Consider the following 18,631-nt stretch of genomic DNA (forward strand, 5'->3'; position numbering starts at 1 on the left):
CAATCGAATCTCTTTTCGTTCCGCAAGATCAGCGCTGGCTAAAAGCGCCTAAAGGTGCTTTCGTCAGTTGGCATAAAACTCTACATTACTGACCTGACAATTCGTTGTAAAACCGCTATCAATAACCTCGCGGTGTTTTATGTTATTTTGTATCATTCCTTTGTATTTTCTTCTCGTGCAATAAAAACCATGAATCATTTTTTACGAAGTTTGTTCGCGCTAAGCGTTATCGTGTTTAGTGCGCAGACCCCCGCGCAACGAGCCGTCGATCAAGCCTTGCAGGAACAACTTTCCGCGCAGCAACAAGGTGCTCAAGTTCAAAAACGCATCGACAAACTGGACGATCAGACTCAAGCCATGTTTGACGAATATCGCAACGGAGCCGTCCGGCTGGAGGATTTATCGGCATACGTCGCACAGATGGAGCGATTGGTTGACGATCAAAAAGCCGAAATGCACAGAAAAGAAACCCAAATGCGCGATATCGTCGAAATGCAGCAGCAGATCGTGCCGTTTCTGCAGCGCATGATCGACGTGCTGGACGAATTCGTTAGCCTGGATTCACCTTTTTTGCCTGAAGAACGCTTGCAACGCCTGCAGCAATTAAAGCAAATGATGCACCGCTCCGATGTCTCAGTTACCGAAAAATATCGGCGTATCATGGAAGCCTACCGTGTCGAGGCCGAGTACGGACATACCTTGGAGTCCTATCAAGGCGCCTTGAACGGCGAAGGCGAGCCGCGCTCGGTCGAGTTTTTACGGCTGGGCCGTGTCGGTTTGTATTATCTGACGCTCAAGGGCGACGAAGGCGGTTTCTGGATGCCGTCCGAACAAAAGTGGCTTGCGCTCGATGCCGCGCAACGCGATTCGCTTGAGCAGGCGATTCGTGTCGCGAAAAAGCAAACGCCACCCGATTTGCTGATGCTGCCTGTCGTGGCGCCGGAGGTTAAGCCATGAAGCAGGTTAAATGGATTTTGGTTCTGTCGCTTTTTGGATTTCTAAGTCCGGTTTATGCCGTCTCGACCTTGGATGAGTTGGTTTCTAAAGTCCGCCGGGAGGCTGCCAAAGACATTCGTTTCGATCAAGAACGCGAACGTCGTTTCATTCAGGAGCGCGATCAGCAGCAAGCCAAGCTGAATAAACTGCGTAACGAATTGGCCGCCGCCGATCAAAAAGCAGAGAAACTGCGTAGCTCGTTTCAAGAGAACGAAAACAAGTTGGCCGAGATGGACGGGCAGATCGCTTCTCAAGCCGGCGAGTTGAACGAATTATTTGCGATGGTGCAGCAAAACGCCGCCGAAATCGGCTCGTTACTGGACCGTTCGATGATTTCGGCGCAATATCGGGATCGAGGCGAGTTTCTGAATAAGATCATTCAACGCGAATCGGCGGTGTCGATGGAAACCTTGCAAAGCCTCTGGCTCGTTTTGATCGATGAAATGCATGAAACCGGCAAGGTCAGTCGTTTTACCGGTCCTGTTATTACTTTGGACGGCGAGGAAAAACAGCAAGCGGTGACGCGTGTCGGCGCGTTCAATGCCGTGTCGGAAGGCAAGTTTCTGCGTTTCTTACCGGACGGGCATAAATTAGTCGAGCTCGCCCGGCAGCCCGCGCCGCGACATCAGCGCATGGCTTTCGAATTGGAACAAGCCCAGGAGGGTTGGCGCATGATGGCGGTCGATCCGTCGAAAGGCGCGATTTTAGCCTTGTTGGTGGAATCGCCCGACTTGATCGAGCGCATCAATCAGAGCGGCGCGATCGGTTATTTGATACTGGCGATCGGCGCCGCCGGCTTGTTGATCGTGTTGTGGCGCGGTGCGGTTTTGTCGATGGCGTGGCTGCGCATCAAAGGCCAATTGCTCAAGGACGAGAATCTCGACAATAATCCATTGGGTAGACTCAGAAACAGCATCGTTTCGGTGCAGGCCAGAAGCAGCGAAATTCTAGCTGCGCGTCTCGATGAAGCGGTCGGCCAGGAAAGCAGTCGCTTGTTTTTCGGTTTGACGGCTCTGACGGTATTCGCCGCGGTGACGCCGCTGATGGGCTTGCTCGGCACCGTGATCGGTATGATCGAAACGTTTCAGTCGATTTCGCTGTTCGGTACCGGCGATCCGAAATTGATGGCCGGCGGCATTTCTTATGCCTTGGTGACGACGCAGCTCGGTCTCGCGGTCGCGATTCCGTTATTGTTGATGCAAAGTTTCTTGCATGCCCAGGCCAATCGTATCGTCGAAATTCTCGATCAACAAAGTACCCGATTGTTCGAACAATACGAGCAACCGGCAGCCGAGCGTTAAAGACTATGGAAAAGGTGCTGAGTTTTTTCGATCAAGGCGGCGGATTGCTTTGGGCGATTCTCGTGGTATCGGTGTTGATGTGGACGTTGATATTGGAACGGTACTGGTTTTTTTATTTTCAATTGCCGCGCTTGCAGGCCGAATTATTGGATTATTGGCGAAATCGTTCGGCTTCGCGGCATTTTTGCCAGCAACGCTTGAAGGAAGGCTTGGCTTCGCAATATTTTTCGCAAGTGTTGCGCGGACTCAAGACGGTTGACATTTTGACGCAAATCTTGCCGTTACTCGGGCTGCTTGGGACCGTGTCGGGGATGATCAAGGTTTTCGAAGTGATCAATGCGTTCGGCGCCGGCAATGCGCGCGGCATGGCCGCCGGCATATCGGAAGCGCTGATCACGACGATGGCGGGCTTGATTACGGCCTTGTCGGGTTTGTTCTTCGCCGCCAATCTCGAATCCCGCGCCAGACGCGCGCGCGAGAAATTTACTTCCCAATTAACCGAATGATGAGATTACGCTAATGCAACGTCAACATACTCGCCAGCCGAGTTTCGGAGCCGGGCTCAATGTGACGCCGTTGATCGATATGGTGTTCATTCTATTGATTTTTTTTGTGGTCAATTCGTCGTTCGTCAAGGAAACCGGCGTCGAGGTCGATCGCCCGACGGCGCAGACCGCCGAACGCCAGGATCAGGCAGGCATTTTGATCGCCGTAACCAAAGACGGCGAAGTCTGGATCGAACAACAACAAGTCGACGTGCGAGCGGTGCGCGGTCATGTCGAACGCTTGCACGCCGAATCTCCCGAAGCCTCGGCGTTAATATTGGCCGATAAGCGCTCGGAAACCGGAATCGTCATGCAAGTCTTGGATCAGGCAAGGCTAGCCGGAATCGCCCGCGTCGCGGTGGCCGCAAGCGAAGAGTTATGAGACTGGCGCTGACATTCACGGCTGCATCGGCGATCAACTTGCTGCTGTTTTGGATCATGATCCAATTGGTTACCGCCGAACAAGACAAGCAATGGATTCGAACCACCGATTCGGCATTTTTCGACTTTATTCGGCAAAGGCCGGAGCCGGAGGCGCTTTCGCGTTCGCCAAGAAAAACGCCGCCGAAACCCGAGCCGCAAAAACCGGAAACCTTCTCCGAGCCAATGCCTCAGCAAAGTTCTCCGGCTGCTGATTTGCGGGCTTTACCCTTGCAGGTGCCGGCATTGAGAGTCGATGTGCCTGCAAGTCCTCGGATGAATGTTTCGGGCCCGACCCTGCCGGCCGTGATCAGCGGCGGACAAAGCAAGACGGGCAAGCTCGGAACTGTCCCGGGAACCGGGCGCGGTTCCGCTCCGGTTGCACCGTCTTTCATCATGGCCGATGAGTTGACGGCAATATCTCGTGTTCAACCTAACTATCCTGATCGATTACGTTTTCGCCGAGTCGAGGGCGAAGTTCTCATTGAATTTACGGTAACGACCGAAGGGGCCGTGACCGATCCGGTCGTAATTCACAGTAAGCCTTCCGGTGCTTTCGACCGGGCTGCATTACAAGCGGTTCGGCGCTGGCGTTTTCAGCCGCGTCGAGATGAGCAAGGTAATTCTGTGTCGGTACGCGCTCGGCAACTTTTTGCATTCACGTTAAATTAATGAATAAACAAACTTACTTTCGATTGCTTAGGACCGGTTTTTTAGTTGGGTTGACTCTGTTTAGTGCGCTGGCGGTTCAGGCCCAGGAAAAGGCTGTTAGCGAAGAAACTTTCAAGGTCCTTAAGGAGGCCGATGAGGCTTTGCGTAAAGGGCAATCCGAGCAAGCCTTGCGTCAGTTGAGAACAATCCAAAGCCAGGTTGCCGGCAAGCCTTACGACCATGCGGTCGTTCAGCAATATCTAGCTTATGCCTATTCCGGAGCGAACGATTTTCGCGGTGCCAGGCAAGCCGCTAACGCGGCCCTAAACAGTAAACTGCTCGATGCCGATGCGGAGCATGGACTTCGTAACATTGCCGGTCAAGCGGCTTTTCATTTGGAAGCCTATCGGGAGAGCGTGACGCATTTGGACCAGTGGCTGCAAAGAGAGCCGAGAGCCGATGCGGATATTTATTATATGGTGGCCTATGCCGCCTATCGTGCGAACATGTCCCGTTCGGCAACCCGTCATTTGGAAAGAGCCGTGGCGCTAAAAAAGTCGCCGCCGGCCGAGTGGATTCAATTATTGTTGTCGCTTTATGTCGAAAGCAAAGACTATTCGAAAGCCGAACCGCTTGTTAAGCGCTTGATCGCCGATTCGCCCAATAAACGTGAATGGTGGCGTTATTTAAGCGGTCTCTACGCCCAACAAAATCGCCATGACCGGGCAATATCCACAATGATGTTGGCGTATTTTATCGGTGAAGTCCGGCAAGAAGACGTTTTGAATTTGGTGAAATTCCATGCCCAACAAGGTTATCCGTCTAAGGCGGCTCGATTGCTCGAAACGGAAATCGAGAATAAGCGGGTTTCTCGCAATTATGAAAACTTGAAACTCTTGTTTGGTTGCTGGCAATTGGCACGAGAACACAATAGAGCTCGACAGGTTTTAACCGAGGCGGCGGCGATCTCTCCAAACGGTGAAGATTATCTGTTATCCGGGCGTATCGCGATGCAACGCGGCGATTGGACAATCGCCAAGCAGGAGTTTCAAAAAAGCTTGCGTAAAGGCGGTTTAAAGCGCAAGGCGCATGCGCGTTTGTGGCTGGGTATCGCGGCCCTCAAGTCTCAAGATGAAACGCTGGCTCGTCATTCGTTGGAAGCGGTGCTGAATGTGGCCGATGTCAAGCAAGAAGCGGCGTATTGGTTAAAGCGAATAGAGCGTGGAAAAAAACGGCATGAACATCATAAACATCATAGACATGGAGAGGGGTTGGGGGAGTCTTGAATTAGGGGAAAGAGGAAAGAGGAAAGAGGAAAGAGGAAAGGGGAAAGGGGAAAGGGGAAAGGGGAAAGGGGAAAGGGGAAAGGGAAAGGGGAAATTAGGCCTTGACAAATGGATTAAATGCCGAACCATTCACCATTCACCATTCACCATTCACCATTCACCATTCACCATTCACCATTCACCATTCACCATTCACCATTCACCATTCACCATTCACCATTCACCATTCACCATTCACCATTCACCGCTTAGCTAAGTTCTAACAACCAAACCGCTGCCCAGCGAATTGCGATACGCTGAAATCGACGGTAGCAATGCCAGTGAGAACGAGACCGCTAAAATTCCAAGTAAATATTGGAAAGTAAGCGGCGTAAACGGATTGATGCCGATGAACAGGCCGTATTGTTCGCTGAGTTCCGCTCGAGTAGTCAATAGGGCAATGCAAAGGGCTGTGCTGCCGACTAGAATTCCGGTTATTGTGATAACCAACGCTTCGATTTCGATCAGAAAAAACAACGACCCGGCATGTGCACCGATTGCGCGCAGCACTGCCATTTCACGCTCGCGTTCTTTCATCGAGGCCAACAGCATCGTCGACAGTCCCATAAGCGTTGCAAACAAAACCAGTATCGAAATCAATTGCAGAATGTTTTCGAGCGCGCCTACCATTTGCCATAGTTCCATCAGCGTGATGCCCGGCATGATGCCGACTAAGGCCTCGTCTCGGTAGTTATTGATTTCCCGTTGCAGTGAAAACAATGAGATTTTCGAGTTTAAACCGACCATGAAGGCGGTTATCGATTTCGGTGTTAAATCATGTTTGAGCGCGTCTTCGGCGCCAATCGAACGGCCCAGTATGCGCACGCCGCCTTGCCAATCGATATGTATCGCTTCGATGCCCGCCAAGCTAACATAAACCGCTTGGTCGACCGGCGTCCCGGTCGGGGCGAGAATGCCGGTCACAATAAACGGTTTGTCGTCGTGTTTGCTGAACCCGACTTTAGCGATGCCGTGCGCCAGCGTTATCGATTGGCCGGGTTGGTAGTCTAGCGTTTTGGCGACTTGTGCGCCGACTACCGCCTCGTAGACGCCATCGAAGGCGCGGCCAGATCTAAACACCAGGTTTTGCTTTTGCCCATAATGAAAATGCTCGAAAAAATCCCGGCTGGTACCTACCACGCGGTAGCCTTTATGCGAGTCGCCGAGCGAAATCGGAATACTCCAGGCTACTTCGGGTTTTTGCGAGAACTCCCGGTAGCTTTGCCAAGAGATATTGTTCGAAGCATTGCCGATATGAAATACCGAGTAAAGCAGCAAGTTCAATGGGCCGGTGCGGGCGCCGACGATCAGATCCACGCCCGAGACCGTTTTACTGAAGCTGCTCTTGGCTTCGCTGCGAATATGTTCGACGCCCAGCAATAGAAAAACGCCGACCGCGATCGATAACACGGTCAGCGTTACGGTGAGTTTTCGGTTCCAAAGGCTGGCAATGGCCAGTTTTAAGATCATGCTTTCGTTTCTCCGGCTTGCATCAGATCATGTAGGCTGATTTCTTGGTCGAAATAGTGCCCCAGCGATTTATCATGACTGACAAAAATAACCGTGGTTCGATTCAGGGCGGCCGATTCGAGTAAAACGCGCATGAATTCATCGCGCGTATCGCTGTCCAAAGAAGAAGTCGGTTCGTCAGCGATAATCAATTCTGGATGGTTTATCAAGGCTCTGGCGACCGCGACGCGTTGTTGTTGTCCGACACTCAGTTGGCTGGCTTTTCGCTTAAGAATCGACCGATCCAGACCCAAACGGTCGGTGAGTTCGGCAATCGAGTCTTTATTTAAAATCGGCCGGTGACCGAATTTAACGGCCAGTTCGATATTTGCTTCGACAGACAGATAGGGCAGCAGATTAAACTGCTGAAAAATAACGCCGATATGGCGCGCACGGAAGCGGTCGCGGGCCATGCCGCCGATACGGGCCAAGTCGGTGCCGAGGATTTTAATTTGCCCGCTTGTCGGAACGAGTATGCCGCTGATTAAGCTCAGTAAGGTTGATTTGCCGGAGCCCGATGCGCCGTGCAAAAAAATACGCCGGCCCGGTTCGACACGCCACTCGGCAATCTTCAATACCGGTGCATGGCGTTTATGCCAACTGAAAGAGACGTTTTGGAGATCGAGTGCATAGTCGAAATCTGTCATGCGGGTGCGAGAGTGTGTTGCTAAAAGCTATAATGTTACACGAAATCACTATAGGTTACTTTCCGATGAAAATAGTTCATACCTTGTTAAACCTCATCTTGTGCTTGGCGTTGGCGATGCCGGTTTTGTCGGTGTCGGCGGATAGTTATAAGACCCTCGAATGGACCGACTTGATGCCGCAAAGCGATTTGGATGCCCTAATGAACGGACCGGAGATCATGCACGATACGCCGGAAATCCCGATCGATTCGCAGATTTCGAATCAAGTGCGTCAAGCCATCGAACAGGCGGCGGACAGTGCCTATCAAAAGGCTTTGGTTTCGACCGACGTGAGGTCGGAATTAAACGAGACTAAAGTTCGGATCCCGGGTTTTATGGTGCCTTTGGAGTTTAACGACAAACAGCAGGTTACCGAGTTTTTCGTCGTGCCGTATTTCGGGGCTTGTATCCATGTTCCGCCGCCGCCGCCCAATCAGTTGATCCATGTCGTCTATCCTAAGGGCTTTAAATTGCAAGATCTCTATATGCCTTTTTGGTTTCAAGGCGTATTGAAGACCGCTCTATTCAGTAAGGATGTTGGTACCGGCAAAGCCGTATCGGCCTATTCGATGCAAGTCGCAACGATCGACGATTACGAGGAAGAATAGATTCTATTTTATTCGATCGAAAAAATCGTCGATTGATTATTCAAGAGTGCCGAGCCTTGCCCTTTGCTACCGACCCAGCGAACTCGAATGGCTTCGAAACCGGGAAAATGGTCGAATAACCGTGTGCTGACAGAGCCGATAACTGAGGCATCTTGGCAAGATAAGCTATAAGTGGCGTGGAATTCGGAATGTTCTTCCCGTTTGCCATGTTCCGGTTCTTCTTGATCGGCATTATCGAAAGGCCCACGGATATGCGTTTCGGTTACGCGGCATTCGCCTTTTTCGAACGATACAATGATTTCGACGTCATTCAATAACGCCAAAGCCTTTTGCAATTCGAGTTGCTGCGCATCGGTTCGGGGCTTATGTTCGAAGCCGATTAAATTGACCGCCGGGGATTCGAATTCGATTAACACGGTATCGTTCTCGATGACAATATTCAGTTCGGCGGCGCCATGAGTATGAGCATCATGATGGCGATTTTCAGCCAAACTGGGACCGGAAAATAGGCAAAGCGACAGGAGTGGGATTAAGAATCGGCTTTTCATAGGCAATACTGTTTTGGGATAAACGAAATGATTGAAGCGGATACGCGCCTCGCTTGGCTTGCTCTAGGAAGTTATGTTATATCATGCGTATTGCTAGGCAATCGATTATCATCAAGCGGAATCAAAAATGCAACCAACAACGGATAGATATAAAGTAAACGAATATAAATGCGGCGGCAATACTTGTGTTCGGGAAATACAGGTATTTTCAAAGAGTCAATTCGTTTAGCTGACTTTTTGTCGCGAAGAAAATATGTCACGAAGCCGATTTGAAAGACTATGACAACGATTGATACAATCGTTCGATACAAAAACGCCCGTTAGAAACGGGCGTTTTTTAAATCGGACTTAAGCAGGTGTTACGTTCTCTGCTTGAGGGCCTTTTTGACCTTGGCTCACTTCCATCGTGACCTTTTGGCCTTCACGCAAAGTTTTCCGGCCGGTGCCGTTGATTGCGCTGTGGTGAACGAAGACATCTTTGCCGCCTTCTTGTTCAATAAATCCAAAACCTTTCTCATCATTGAACCACTTAACGGTACCTGTAACTAACTCGGACATAACACTCTCTTTTACTTGTAATGTGCCATACCAGGATGGCGTTGAAATAAACGGTTCTTATAATAAAGCCGGCTAATCAGGAAAGCAATTTAAATTTCAGTCTGCGTTATAAATTATTACTAACTCTACTATTGGATTAAGAAATTAACTTGCTGGAATCGGCTGAAATTTGAAGTGCGTACGCTATGCATGGAGAAAATGCAGCAATTCCCAGTTTAAGCATTTTCGCCGATTTTAGGGTGTGGGGTATGCCTGTCGAGGAACGCCGTAAACCCATCCATGGGGGCTTGGCGGCAGCTCGAACGCCAAGGATGGCGTGTAGTAGGGCAATGCAGGGCAGAAAAATGCTCCTGCATTTTCTGCATTCATTACATCCATGTAACTCAGCAATTGCCGAGGAGCAAAAATCTGCAAGCGCCAAGGATGGCGTGAATGCAGATTTTGCAGGAGCAAAAATCTGCCCTGCTGCCGACATCCTCGCCAAGCACACCCCACACCCTTTTTGATCCCCAAATTGGGAATTGCTGGAGAAAATGAGAAGTGTATTGCAGTTTTTATGTTACATTATAACATTATGTAGGCGGTTTGATGTTACTGCAGCATTTTTTCATTCTTGTTTTTATTTGGAGTCTTTTAAAATGAAAAGCTTAAAACTCTTTTCGATCGGCCTTTTGGCCTTTTTTATAAGTTCGAATGTATTGGCGCATTCGGATGTCGAAATAACATTACAAAATAATAGAATCGTTGTCGATCCCGATAATGAAGCGGTATTGTTTGGCATTCATAAATTGTTCGAAGCCGAGTTTGGCGAATTAGGCAATCCTTATGGAACCGATGATCCGGGCTTAGATGTATTCGGTTTACATCCAAACAGTCTGTTTTGGTATAAAGTCGAAGGCACTTTGAAAAAATGGGATGTTAATTCATCGAGCTGGTTGTCATTCGGTTTCGATGAGCAGATATCCATCACAAAACACGATCATACTAATATCGTTTCAGCAGCGGAGGGTATCGCCGGACAAGGCTTAATTGGTTCAGTTAATTCCAGTGGCGGGCTACATACGCATCTCGATTTTCAAATCAGCAAAGCCGGCGGCGGTAACCCCGATGACGGTGCTTATCTTCTGGAATTATCGTTGTTCGACACCACAAACGATGAAACCCCAACACCTATTAGCTCGGCTTCCGATAAGTTTTATCTGGCATTTCATTTGAATGAAGCGGGAACTTTCGGTGATGAGGCGTTTGATCAGGCGATCGGGAGGAGCCCTCATCATAACGAAGGGACGCTTGTTGAGAAAAGTGTAATGCTAGGCAATCTGATAGGTAACGCAAGAGGCGGAGAAATTACAAGCCTAAGAGGGGATGTTTTACGCCACACTTATCGGTGTGTTGATGGTTGCGGTCTAGAATCTCCCGTCTTAGAACCGGTTGCCATCGCGAAAGATAAATTGAATCTGAGAAGAGCGCGTAGGCTTCAAGTGGAGGAAGGCGCTAGCGTTAGTGATGCAGTGAGTGCAATCATTCATAATTTTACAAACCATACGCTCTTATGCACCGCGCCTATGAAGGCCGAGGGTAATCGTTGTGTACCGTCTTCGCATGACCATGATGACCATGATGATCATGCTACTAAAGTAGTTGTTTTACAAGGTGGCAACACAATCGAAGAATTGGAAAAGGAGATAACCGGCTGGGAGCGAAACCGGCAGAGGGAAAATTTCTTTTATGTTATTGAATATGAATATAATTCAGATGGGTTCGTGACTCATCGAGTTGAATATGTCGCCGCTTGGCGAGAAGGCGGCTCGCGTTATTATGAAAATCGCAAGTTGGATTCGAAAGGCTTTTCGATAATCGAATTGAGCGATAGACAAATTGCGGTTTCTATTAATGCATCTGATGAAGTTAGAGAAGAAAATGATCACGATCACGATCACGATCACGACCACGACCACGATCACGATCACTAACTCGGATTATACTTCGTGGTGTCATAAATCGGCTTACCACTAAGTTAAGAACTTTTCCATTCGCCCTGAGCCCTTCGGCTGTCCTCAGGAGAGCCTTGTCGGAGGGTGAATGGGATCGTCCGAGTCGATAAGGGTTTGGTCGCAAATAACTTCCTTATTTTACGGAGGGTTCGGTTGCTCGATTGGCAGGTGTCGGCGGCAGGGCAGATTTTTGCTCCTCGGCAATTGCTCCTGCATTGCCCTAATACACGCCATCCATGGCGTAATGCAAAATCTGCATTCATGCCATCCATGGCAATTAGTCGCCGCCGTCAAGCCTATACCTTTCGCACTTCAAATTTGGGCAGTGCCTGAGGAGGCGCCAGGGTGTGCGGCAAAGGCTTTGCCAGCATGGAGCTGGCATAGAGTCTACAGGGGTGTATTCACGGCGTCCTGCCAAGCGAGTTACCGTACCCTCAACAAAGCGTATAGTTCCAGGACGTTATTTATCACGAAATCCTTAGTTAAACTGTCCATGGTTCGACAGGCTTGCTGCGAACGGCTTAACTTAATCGCATCGGCTTTTAGGCCACGAAACGTATGCGTGTTTTAATGACTTCATTTTTTACGGTTGCTCTGCTTTTTTTCTCCGGTATTGCGGGTTTGGGTTATCAACTGGTCTGGACGCGCATGTTTGCGGTCGGTCTGGGGCACGAGTTAACTTCTATGTTGGCGGTCGTGGCGGCATTCTTCGGTGGGTTGACCGCAGGCGCTTTTTTATTAGACAAGCGGGTCAGCGTCAGCCGGCGTCCGGCTTTGTGGTATGCCGGTCTGGAATTGACCATCGGCCTTTGGGCATTGCTTAGCGCATTTGTCATTCCCATAGTCAACGATTGGGCGCGAGCTTGGCTTGGCGTCGAGCCGGGCTTACTGCATTTTTGGGGCGTTGCCTTTGTGGTGCCGTTTTTTGCTTTACTACCGGCAACTCTGGCTATGGGGGCAACGCTGCCGGCAGCCGATCGCTGGTTAGCGCAAATCAAAGCCGATCCGCGTCAAATAGCGCTGGCGTATTCGGTTAACACGGCCGGTGCAGTGTTGGGCGTGCTGGTTGCAAGCTATGCCTTGATGCCGCTATTAGGATACCGTCATACACTGCTTGCATTGGCATTTATCAATGCTTTGGTCGCATTATCCGCCGGATTGTTTTACTTTCGAAAGCCTGAATTATCGCTTCCCGAAAAAACGAAAGTCAAAAAGACGCATAAGCAACCGCCGCCGCTGTTTTGGCGCTTGTTGATCACAGGGTTTTTGGGTATCGCCTATGAAGTCGTCACGGTTAGGGTGATGGCTCAGGTGCTCGAAGGTACCGTATACAGTTTTGCCGCGGTGCTGGCCGTTTATTTGACCGGCACCGCAATCGGCGCCGGGCTTTATCACCACTACGGTCGCAATCGCGATGGCGATCGTCTGTTGACCAGTTTGTTATTCTCGTTGAGTTTAGTTTGTCTCGCCGGACTTTCGGCGCTTTATCTAACGCATGGTTTATATTGGTGGGTTAGAACCGGCCTCGGCGATAGTTTAGGTGCGGTGCTGTTGGCCGAATTGACCGTGGCCTTGCCGGTGCTGTTGCCGCCGACTTTGATCATGGGCGCCTTGTTTAGTCATCTAGCGCAATCGGCCCGACACGCTACAGGTGGCGTCGGTTGGGCCTTAGGCGTCAATATGGCCGGCGGTTTGGCGGCTCCTTTGGTCGCAGGCGTCGTTTTGGTGCCGCTGCTCGGTGCCCAATGGACATTGATCGGCATTGCATTGGCTTATTGGCTGCTATTGCCTAATTTTTCGATGTTATCCCGCTGGGCTTATGCGCTACCGGCAATCCTTGTTTTGCTGTTACCCGGTCGTTTGCAGATCGTTACCCTAAGGCCCGGCGAGTCGGTATTAGAGTACCGGGAAGGCGCGATGGCCTCGGTGGCCGTGATCGAGCAGCAAAACGAACGTAATCTTCGCGTCAACAATCGCTTCCAAATGGGCGGAACAGGCGTTCGCGCCCAGCGTCTGCAACGCATGCAAACTCATGTGCCGATGTTGTTGCATCCGAAGCCGTCCGATGTTCTGTATCTCGGCGTAGCGACCGGCGTAACGGCGGGTGCGGCGCTGACTCACCGAGAATCTCGCATCGATGCGGTCGAGTTAGTACCGGACTCCTTGGCATTATTGCCTTATTTTTCGCCGTACAATGCCGAATTGCACAAGAATCCTCGTGTTCGTCTTTATGCGTCCGATGCCAGACGTTATGTTAGAACGTCACATCAGCAATATGATGTTGTGATAGGCGATTTGTTTCATCCTGGACGCGACGGTGGCGGTTTGCTTTATACCCGTGAACATTTTCAAGCGATAGAGCAGCGATTGGCGCCTGGAGGCTTGTTCTGCCAGTGGTTGCCTCTGTATCAAATGGATGAAACGATGCTGCGCACGGTGATCAAAACTTTTCAATCGGTGTTCGGTAGAACCGAGGCTTGGTTGGCAGGTTTCGATTTGGGGTACCCCTCGCTGGCTTTGATTGCATTGTCCGGGGATACGGCCCGTCCCGAAGCAATCGAAAGCACGATCGGCTTCAATCAAGCTTTACGACAGCATCTGCATTTGGCGGCGGTGCGAAGTTCCGTGCAATTGGCGGGGCATTATTTAGCCGGGCATCACGCGCTGGCCGATTATGCCGGCGATGCGCCGATCAATACCGACGATCGCCCCGTTATTTTATTCGATGCGCCGAAGTTTACTCTAAAACGCGGCATTGCCACGTACGCCTCCTTCGAAGCTTTGTTAAACTACTTAGAGTTAAAAGAATTAAGCGAGTTGCCGTTTTTCACGCGCAAATCCGATGCCGAATTTACTGATAGGCTCGGTGCCTTCATCAAGGCGCGTAACCTTTATTTTGCGACGATGATCGATCACAACGACGACGAAGCCAGAGCATTGAGCGGCTATTTGCAATCGGTTGAAACCAGCGCCGATTTTACATTGGCTTACGCCCAAATCGTCAGCATGGCGATCGGCAAAGCCCAAAAAGAACCGGAAACCGCGCGTCAATGGCTGGAAAAACTGATTACGCTTCGTCCTGAAATTCCAGGCGCAAGAGATGTGCTTTACCGTTTGCCGGGTCTCTGAACCATGAAACTTCCCACCGTCATTAATTGGATAGCGTTAACGCTGAGCATTTTAACGTCGAGCGGCATGCTTTGGGCATCCGAAGCGGATGACCCTGAAAACGGCGAGACTGTTTTCGAAAGTGCTGAGCAAGACTCGATGGAAACAACCGAAAGCGCCGAGCCCGAAACCGGCGAATTCGATGTGGAACTTGAAAAAATGGTCATCGAAGCCATCGCGCCGACGGCCGATTCGACATCCGAATTATCCGATATCGATTTACGCTTGAAGTCGGCGAGTACCTTAGGCAAAACCTTGGAACGCGAACTGGGGGTTTACAATGCTTCGTTCGGTCCCGGAGTCGGCCAGCCGATCATTCGTGGCATGGGCGGCCCTCGAGTGCGAGTAATGCATGACGGAATCGGCTCGCACGACGCGTCGGCGATGAGCCAAGATCATGCGGTAGCGGCCGAGTCGTTACTGGCCGATAGTATTACGATACACAGGGGGCCGGCTACCTTGCGCTACGGTAGCGGCGCAATCGGGGGGGTCGTCGATGTCAAGCATAAGCGCATCCCCGATAGCGTGCCGTTAAAACCGATCGAAGGCACCGCGGAGTATCGCTACGACCACAATCCCAAAGAAAATGCCGGTATGGTCGGCATCGATGCCGGCAAAGGCAACGTTGCCGTCCATCTCGATTATTTTCAACGCGGTAACGAAAATACACGGATTCCGGGATTCGCATTGGACGAAGCGGCGCTTCGTAAACAATTGAAAACCGATGCGCAGTTAAATAACAGCAAGGGCGAAATCAAAAATACCGACGGGGAAAGCCGAGGCGGTTCGGCTGGGATTTCCTGGATCGGCGATCTCGGCTATGTCGGCACCAGTTACAACCATACTTATAAGGCATACGGTTTACCGCCGGGCGATCCGGGCGGTCATAGTCATGTCGGGGTTGTGCCGGGGGCAAGCAATCAAGGCGAGGCGATGCGTTTTGAAATGGAACAGCGGCGTTACGATGTCGAGGCCATGTTGTTCAATCCGATTCCCTACATCGAGTCGGTCTCGGTCAAGACCGGTTATGTCGATTACGAGCATGAAGAAGGCGAGCCCGGATTTTCGGTCTTATTTACCAATGAAGTCTTAGAAACCCGTTTCGAGCTCGAGCATCGATTGCTCGATCAGTGGTCCGGCTTTTTGGGCTTGCAATGGCAAGATCGAGAATTTTTGGCCGAAAACCTGGTTCCCCAGTCGCAAATCGATTCGTTGGGATTGTTTTTTACCGAAAAGCTGGATGTTTTGGATGAGTTGACATTGGAGTTTGGTGGACGGTATGAACGACAGGTTACCGAGCCTAATGAAAAAATGCTCAATCGGAATTTGTTCGGGCAACCGGTTCAGGTGCCGACACGAAGATTGACGCATAATCCGAGTTCGTTGGCTGCGAGTATTACTTACAAACCTTTCGACGGCGGTTCGATCTATTTGGCATGGCAAAACTCGGAGCGCGCTCCCGATATACAAGAAATGTATTCGCTCGGGCCGCATCCGGCCAATCGTAGTTTCGATATCGGTCGATTGGATTTGGCGGTTGAACGTGCTAGTAATCGTGAAATTGGGATTCGTTACGACGATGCCTTGATTTCATTGCAAGGCAATGCCTACCAAAAGGATGTCAAGGATTTTATTTATCAAGAAAACCTGGGGCTTTTCTATCAACTCGATACGAACACCCTAAAAGCGTCTTGCTCAGATGGACTTAGAGGCTGTTTTCCAATATACGGGTTTCGCGGCGACGATGCGGAATTTTACGGTTACGAAGCGGAAATTAAATTTCACCCGTCGTTCGATTGGGGCACACCGCATTTAACGCTGTTTTCCGACTACGTTCGCGGGCGTTTCAGAGATAGAGCGCTTGGCGATGTACCTCGCTTGCCACCGCAACGTTACGGTTTCGAAGTCGGATTGCAAAAAAACGCCTTTCAGGGAGCGCTACGATTTACTCAGGCCTTGGCACAAGACAGACCCGGAAACGATGAAACCGTGACGCCTTCTTATCACCGTTTCGATATCGACGTTTCTTATGACTGGCATGCGGACTCGGGACAAAGAGTCCTTCTGTTCGGAAAGGCCTCGAATTTAAGCGATTCGCCGATCCGAAATTCCACGTCATTTTTACGCAACATCGCACCGGAGCCCGGAATGAGTTTGGAAATCGGGTTTCGCGCTTATTTTTAGAGCCGACTTACCGAAAACGGAAGCTCGGATAGTTAAGTAGTTATTCGTGTTAACGATCGGATGTTATATTATTGCGCGTGTGGTGGTAACAATTTATCGATTGCATGATTATCCATTTAAGTGAAAGGCCAACTAGAGGCCAGGGGAAAACAATGATAACGCTGAACAAACCAAGCATTTGGCATAATTGGTTTCTGGTCGCTATTTTATTTATGTCGCCTAGCCTGGCGGTCGCTTCATTTCATCAGGATATCGAGGTATTCGGTACCGGTAATTCGATACAGGCCGGTTTCTGCTCTAATACGGCTCTCGGTTGCAGCATTGTCGGTGTCGAACATTTGGGTCTTCCGCCCAATACCCTGCCGACTGATTTTGCAACCGGTAAAGACATTTATGTCAGCGCCTTTAACCATATTGTATTTACCGGGCGGCATGAAACCGCCGATCCCGGATTTCAGTCGCCGATCGGAGGTCTTTTGAGTCAAGAGCTCGTGAGTTACGAAGCGATAGGCCGATTGGAATTTTGGAATCCTGCGTCTGGTACTTGGGGTCTTGCTCCGGAAAATGTCAAAATTCGTTTGGCGGGCGGCTTGAAAATCAATCAAGTGGCTGACCAATCTTGCGGGTTAGTGTTTTGCCCTCCTAAGATAACAACACAATCGAGTTTTTCGATCTACACATCCAATGGGATAGAAGGTGAAACATCGTTGATTGTGGGTCAGGCATCCAATAACGGATCATTTCATTCCCATCTCGATTGGTTTTTGGAAACCTCCGCGGGAAGCGCTAACGGAGGCCCGCAAGGGGCATATTTAGTGGAAATGCGCATGTTTTCGGATAAACGCCAAACGCCTTCCGATCCTTTTTATATCTTATTTAATAACCAATTATCCTCCGAGGAATTCCAATTGGCTGTTTCTCAGCGTGTTCTAGGAACCGGTAATGGTGAAGGGCCCGAGCCAACGCCCGAACCCGAACCGGTTGCATGGACAGAATTGGACCTGCCTGTATCGGACGCGCTCGAGGAGGAGCCCGGTCAGTCGGTGCGGATCGGCGAACGAATTTATTTACTGCCTCACTCCGGCAGCGGCGTGTTTGAGGTATCGGGCGAGCTTCTGTCCGGTAACAAAAACCCTGTAATTGCCGATGGAAAACTCTATGTATTCAATAATGAAAAAACTCTGATCTATGAATATCAAAATGGACAATTCCACGAACCGTCCGAAGAAGCAGACAGCATACCGATATACCGCAGCGAGGCGTCTATAGTGAGCACAGATAGGGGTATCTTCGTATTCGGCGGTAAAGAAACAAGGCCGAACGGCAAACAGAGAATGAGCAACCGGCTTGACCACTTCGATCCGGAAACAAAGGAGTGGCAAAGACTGAGGAACATACCGGGCGTTAATCAGCGTGAGGGCGCTGCCTTGGCCGAGGTCAACCTTCAAGACAATCCATTTATTTATCTAATGGGCGGCGGTGTGTTAGACCGGCAAAGATTGACGGGAGCGTTTGCCGTTTACGATATCATTACAAATCGCTGGCAAACGAGAGGCATGACGCCGATACCGACACCGAGAGCATTCACTGCCGGTCTACCGGCGCCGGTGTTGGATGGAAAAATCTACCTGATCGGCGGACGCTCCGTTAATAGCGTCGGCGGCTTGGTTAAGTCGGATAAAGTGGAAATTTATGATCCGGTATCCAATACTTGGCAAGTCGGACCGAACTTGCCAAAAGAAATATCCGAGCCGGTATCGTTTACGGCCGATGGGAAAATTTACGTCATCGACGGCAGTCAAGAGCATGCGGAATCGAAGATAACCGCATGGGAGTTGGATGATGTCTGGAAACCCTGGTTGGAAGAAAATCAAACCTGCGATTTAGATGGCGATGGGCAATTTACTAATCGAGATGTCAATTTGTTTGCTCGCGCTTGTCGAGCCGGAACCGCATACTGGAATTGCGATTTAACTGAAGGCAGTCCTTCTATTGCTAGAAATATTAGGGAATATCGACTCCAATGGCGGGAATACAGGAACAAGGCTTGTCCATAGGCATCGGGGTCATAAGCTATGTGCATCAAGCTAAAACGGTCAACCCGCACGCTTTCCCAATTTCCGGACTCATCGCTATAG

At 50.2% G+C, this 18,631-nt stretch carries 16 protein-coding genes; 12 read left to right on the forward strand and 4 right to left on the reverse strand.

The window, feature by feature from the left end; translation table 11 throughout:
- Nucleotides 1–189: 189 nt before the first annotated feature.
- Genes METBU_RS0121940 through METBU_RS0121965 form a run of 6 tightly spaced genes read left to right on the forward strand, consistent with a single transcriptional unit; the run spans nucleotide 190 to nucleotide 5,199 of the window.
- On the forward strand, nucleotides 190–957 hold the full coding sequence (locus METBU_RS0121940; protein WP_017842665.1) for a DUF3450 domain-containing protein: 768 nt from the start codon (nucleotides 190–192) through the stop codon (nucleotides 955–957).
- Nucleotides 954–2,297, forward strand: coding sequence for a MotA/TolQ/ExbB proton channel family protein (locus METBU_RS0121945; protein ID WP_017842666.1), 1,344 nt, complete (start codon nucleotides 954–956; stop codon nucleotides 2,295–2,297). Before METBU_RS0121940 ends, METBU_RS0121945 begins: the two co-directional genes overlap by 4 nt.
- A 5-nt stretch (nucleotides 2,298–2,302) precedes the next feature.
- Nucleotides 2,303–2,803, forward strand: a complete 501-nt coding sequence (locus tag METBU_RS0121950; RefSeq protein WP_014149449.1) for a MotA/TolQ/ExbB proton channel family protein — start codon at nucleotides 2,303–2,305, stop codon at nucleotides 2,801–2,803.
- Nucleotides 2,804–2,816: 13 nt separating this feature from the next.
- Nucleotides 2,817–3,224 (forward strand): ExbD/TolR family protein, encoded by a 408-nt coding sequence (locus tag METBU_RS0121955; protein ID WP_014149448.1) that lies wholly within the window; start codon nucleotides 2,817–2,819, stop codon nucleotides 3,222–3,224.
- The gene (locus METBU_RS0121960) at nucleotides 3,221–3,934 is read left to right on the forward strand and encodes an energy transducer TonB (protein ID WP_014149447.1); all 714 of its coding nucleotides are present in this window, start codon (nucleotides 3,221–3,223) and stop codon (nucleotides 3,932–3,934) included. The genes METBU_RS0121955 and METBU_RS0121960 overlap by 4 nt, the downstream gene beginning before the upstream one ends.
- Nucleotides 3,934–5,199 (forward strand): tetratricopeptide repeat protein, encoded by a 1,266-nt coding sequence (locus tag METBU_RS0121965; RefSeq protein WP_017842667.1) that lies wholly within the window; start codon nucleotides 3,934–3,936, stop codon nucleotides 5,197–5,199. Before METBU_RS0121960 ends, METBU_RS0121965 begins: the two co-directional genes overlap by 1 nt.
- Nucleotides 5,200–5,451: 252 nt before the next feature.
- Here METBU_RS0121965 and METBU_RS0121970 read toward each other — a convergent pair whose 3' ends face one another.
- Nucleotides 5,452–6,708 (reverse strand): ABC transporter permease, encoded by a 1,257-nt coding sequence (locus METBU_RS0121970; protein ID WP_017842668.1) that lies wholly within the window; start codon nucleotides 6,706–6,708, stop codon nucleotides 5,452–5,454.
- Nucleotides 6,705–7,394, reverse strand: a complete 690-nt coding sequence (locus METBU_RS0121975) for an ABC transporter ATP-binding protein (RefSeq protein WP_017842669.1) — start codon at nucleotides 7,392–7,394, stop codon at nucleotides 6,705–6,707. Before METBU_RS0121975 ends, METBU_RS0121970 begins: the two co-directional genes overlap by 4 nt.
- Nucleotides 7,395–7,459: 65 nt before the next feature.
- Between METBU_RS0121975 and METBU_RS0121980 the strand changes: the two genes are divergently transcribed.
- The gene (locus METBU_RS0121980; protein WP_017842670.1) at nucleotides 7,460–8,041 is read left to right on the forward strand and encodes a DUF3299 domain-containing protein; all 582 of its coding nucleotides are present in this window, start codon (nucleotides 7,460–7,462) and stop codon (nucleotides 8,039–8,041) included.
- Between the two features lie 8 nt (nucleotides 8,042–8,049).
- Here the strand turns inward: METBU_RS0121980 and METBU_RS0121985 are convergent, their stop codons facing one another.
- Entirely contained in the window at nucleotides 8,050–8,532 is a 483-nt protein-coding gene (locus tag METBU_RS0121985; RefSeq protein ID WP_175421694.1) for a DUF2796 domain-containing protein, read from the reverse strand.
- A 405-nt stretch (nucleotides 8,533–8,937) separates the two neighbouring features.
- Entirely contained in the window at nucleotides 8,938–9,147 is a 210-nt protein-coding gene (locus tag METBU_RS0121995; protein WP_014149441.1) for a cold-shock protein, read from the reverse strand.
- Nucleotides 9,148–9,332: 185 nt separating this feature from the next.
- Here METBU_RS0121995 and METBU_RS28340 point away from each other — a divergent pair, with 185 nt between their 5' ends.
- The 5 genes from METBU_RS28340 (at nucleotide 9,333) to METBU_RS0122020 (ending at nucleotide 18,550) form a co-directional block, all read left to right on the forward strand.
- The gene (locus METBU_RS28340) at nucleotides 9,333–9,653 is read left to right on the forward strand and encodes a hypothetical protein (RefSeq protein WP_017842673.1); all 321 of its coding nucleotides are present in this window, start codon (nucleotides 9,333–9,335) and stop codon (nucleotides 9,651–9,653) included.
- A 132-nt stretch (nucleotides 9,654–9,785) separates the two neighbouring features.
- On the forward strand, nucleotides 9,786–11,120 hold the full coding sequence (locus METBU_RS0122005; protein WP_017842674.1) for a hypothetical protein: 1,335 nt from the start codon (nucleotides 9,786–9,788) through the stop codon (nucleotides 11,118–11,120).
- 591 nt (nucleotides 11,121–11,711) lie between these two features.
- Nucleotides 11,712–14,270, forward strand: a complete 2,559-nt coding sequence (locus tag METBU_RS24980; RefSeq protein ID WP_175421692.1) for a fused MFS/spermidine synthase — start codon at nucleotides 11,712–11,714, stop codon at nucleotides 14,268–14,270.
- A gap of 3 nt (nucleotides 14,271–14,273) precedes the next feature.
- Entirely contained in the window at nucleotides 14,274–16,493 is a 2,220-nt protein-coding gene (locus tag METBU_RS0122015; RefSeq protein WP_017842676.1) for a TonB-dependent receptor, read from the forward strand.
- 152 nt (nucleotides 16,494–16,645) lie between these two features.
- Entirely contained in the window at nucleotides 16,646–18,550 is a 1,905-nt protein-coding gene (locus METBU_RS0122020) for a Kelch repeat-containing protein (protein ID WP_017842677.1), read from the forward strand.
- Nucleotides 18,551–18,631 lie beyond the last annotated feature (81 nt).

It is taken from the genome of Methylotuvimicrobium buryatense 5G (genome assembly GCF_000341735.1).
Classification (GTDB): Bacteria; Pseudomonadota; Gammaproteobacteria; order Methylococcales; family Methylomonadaceae; genus Methylotuvimicrobium; species Methylotuvimicrobium buryatense.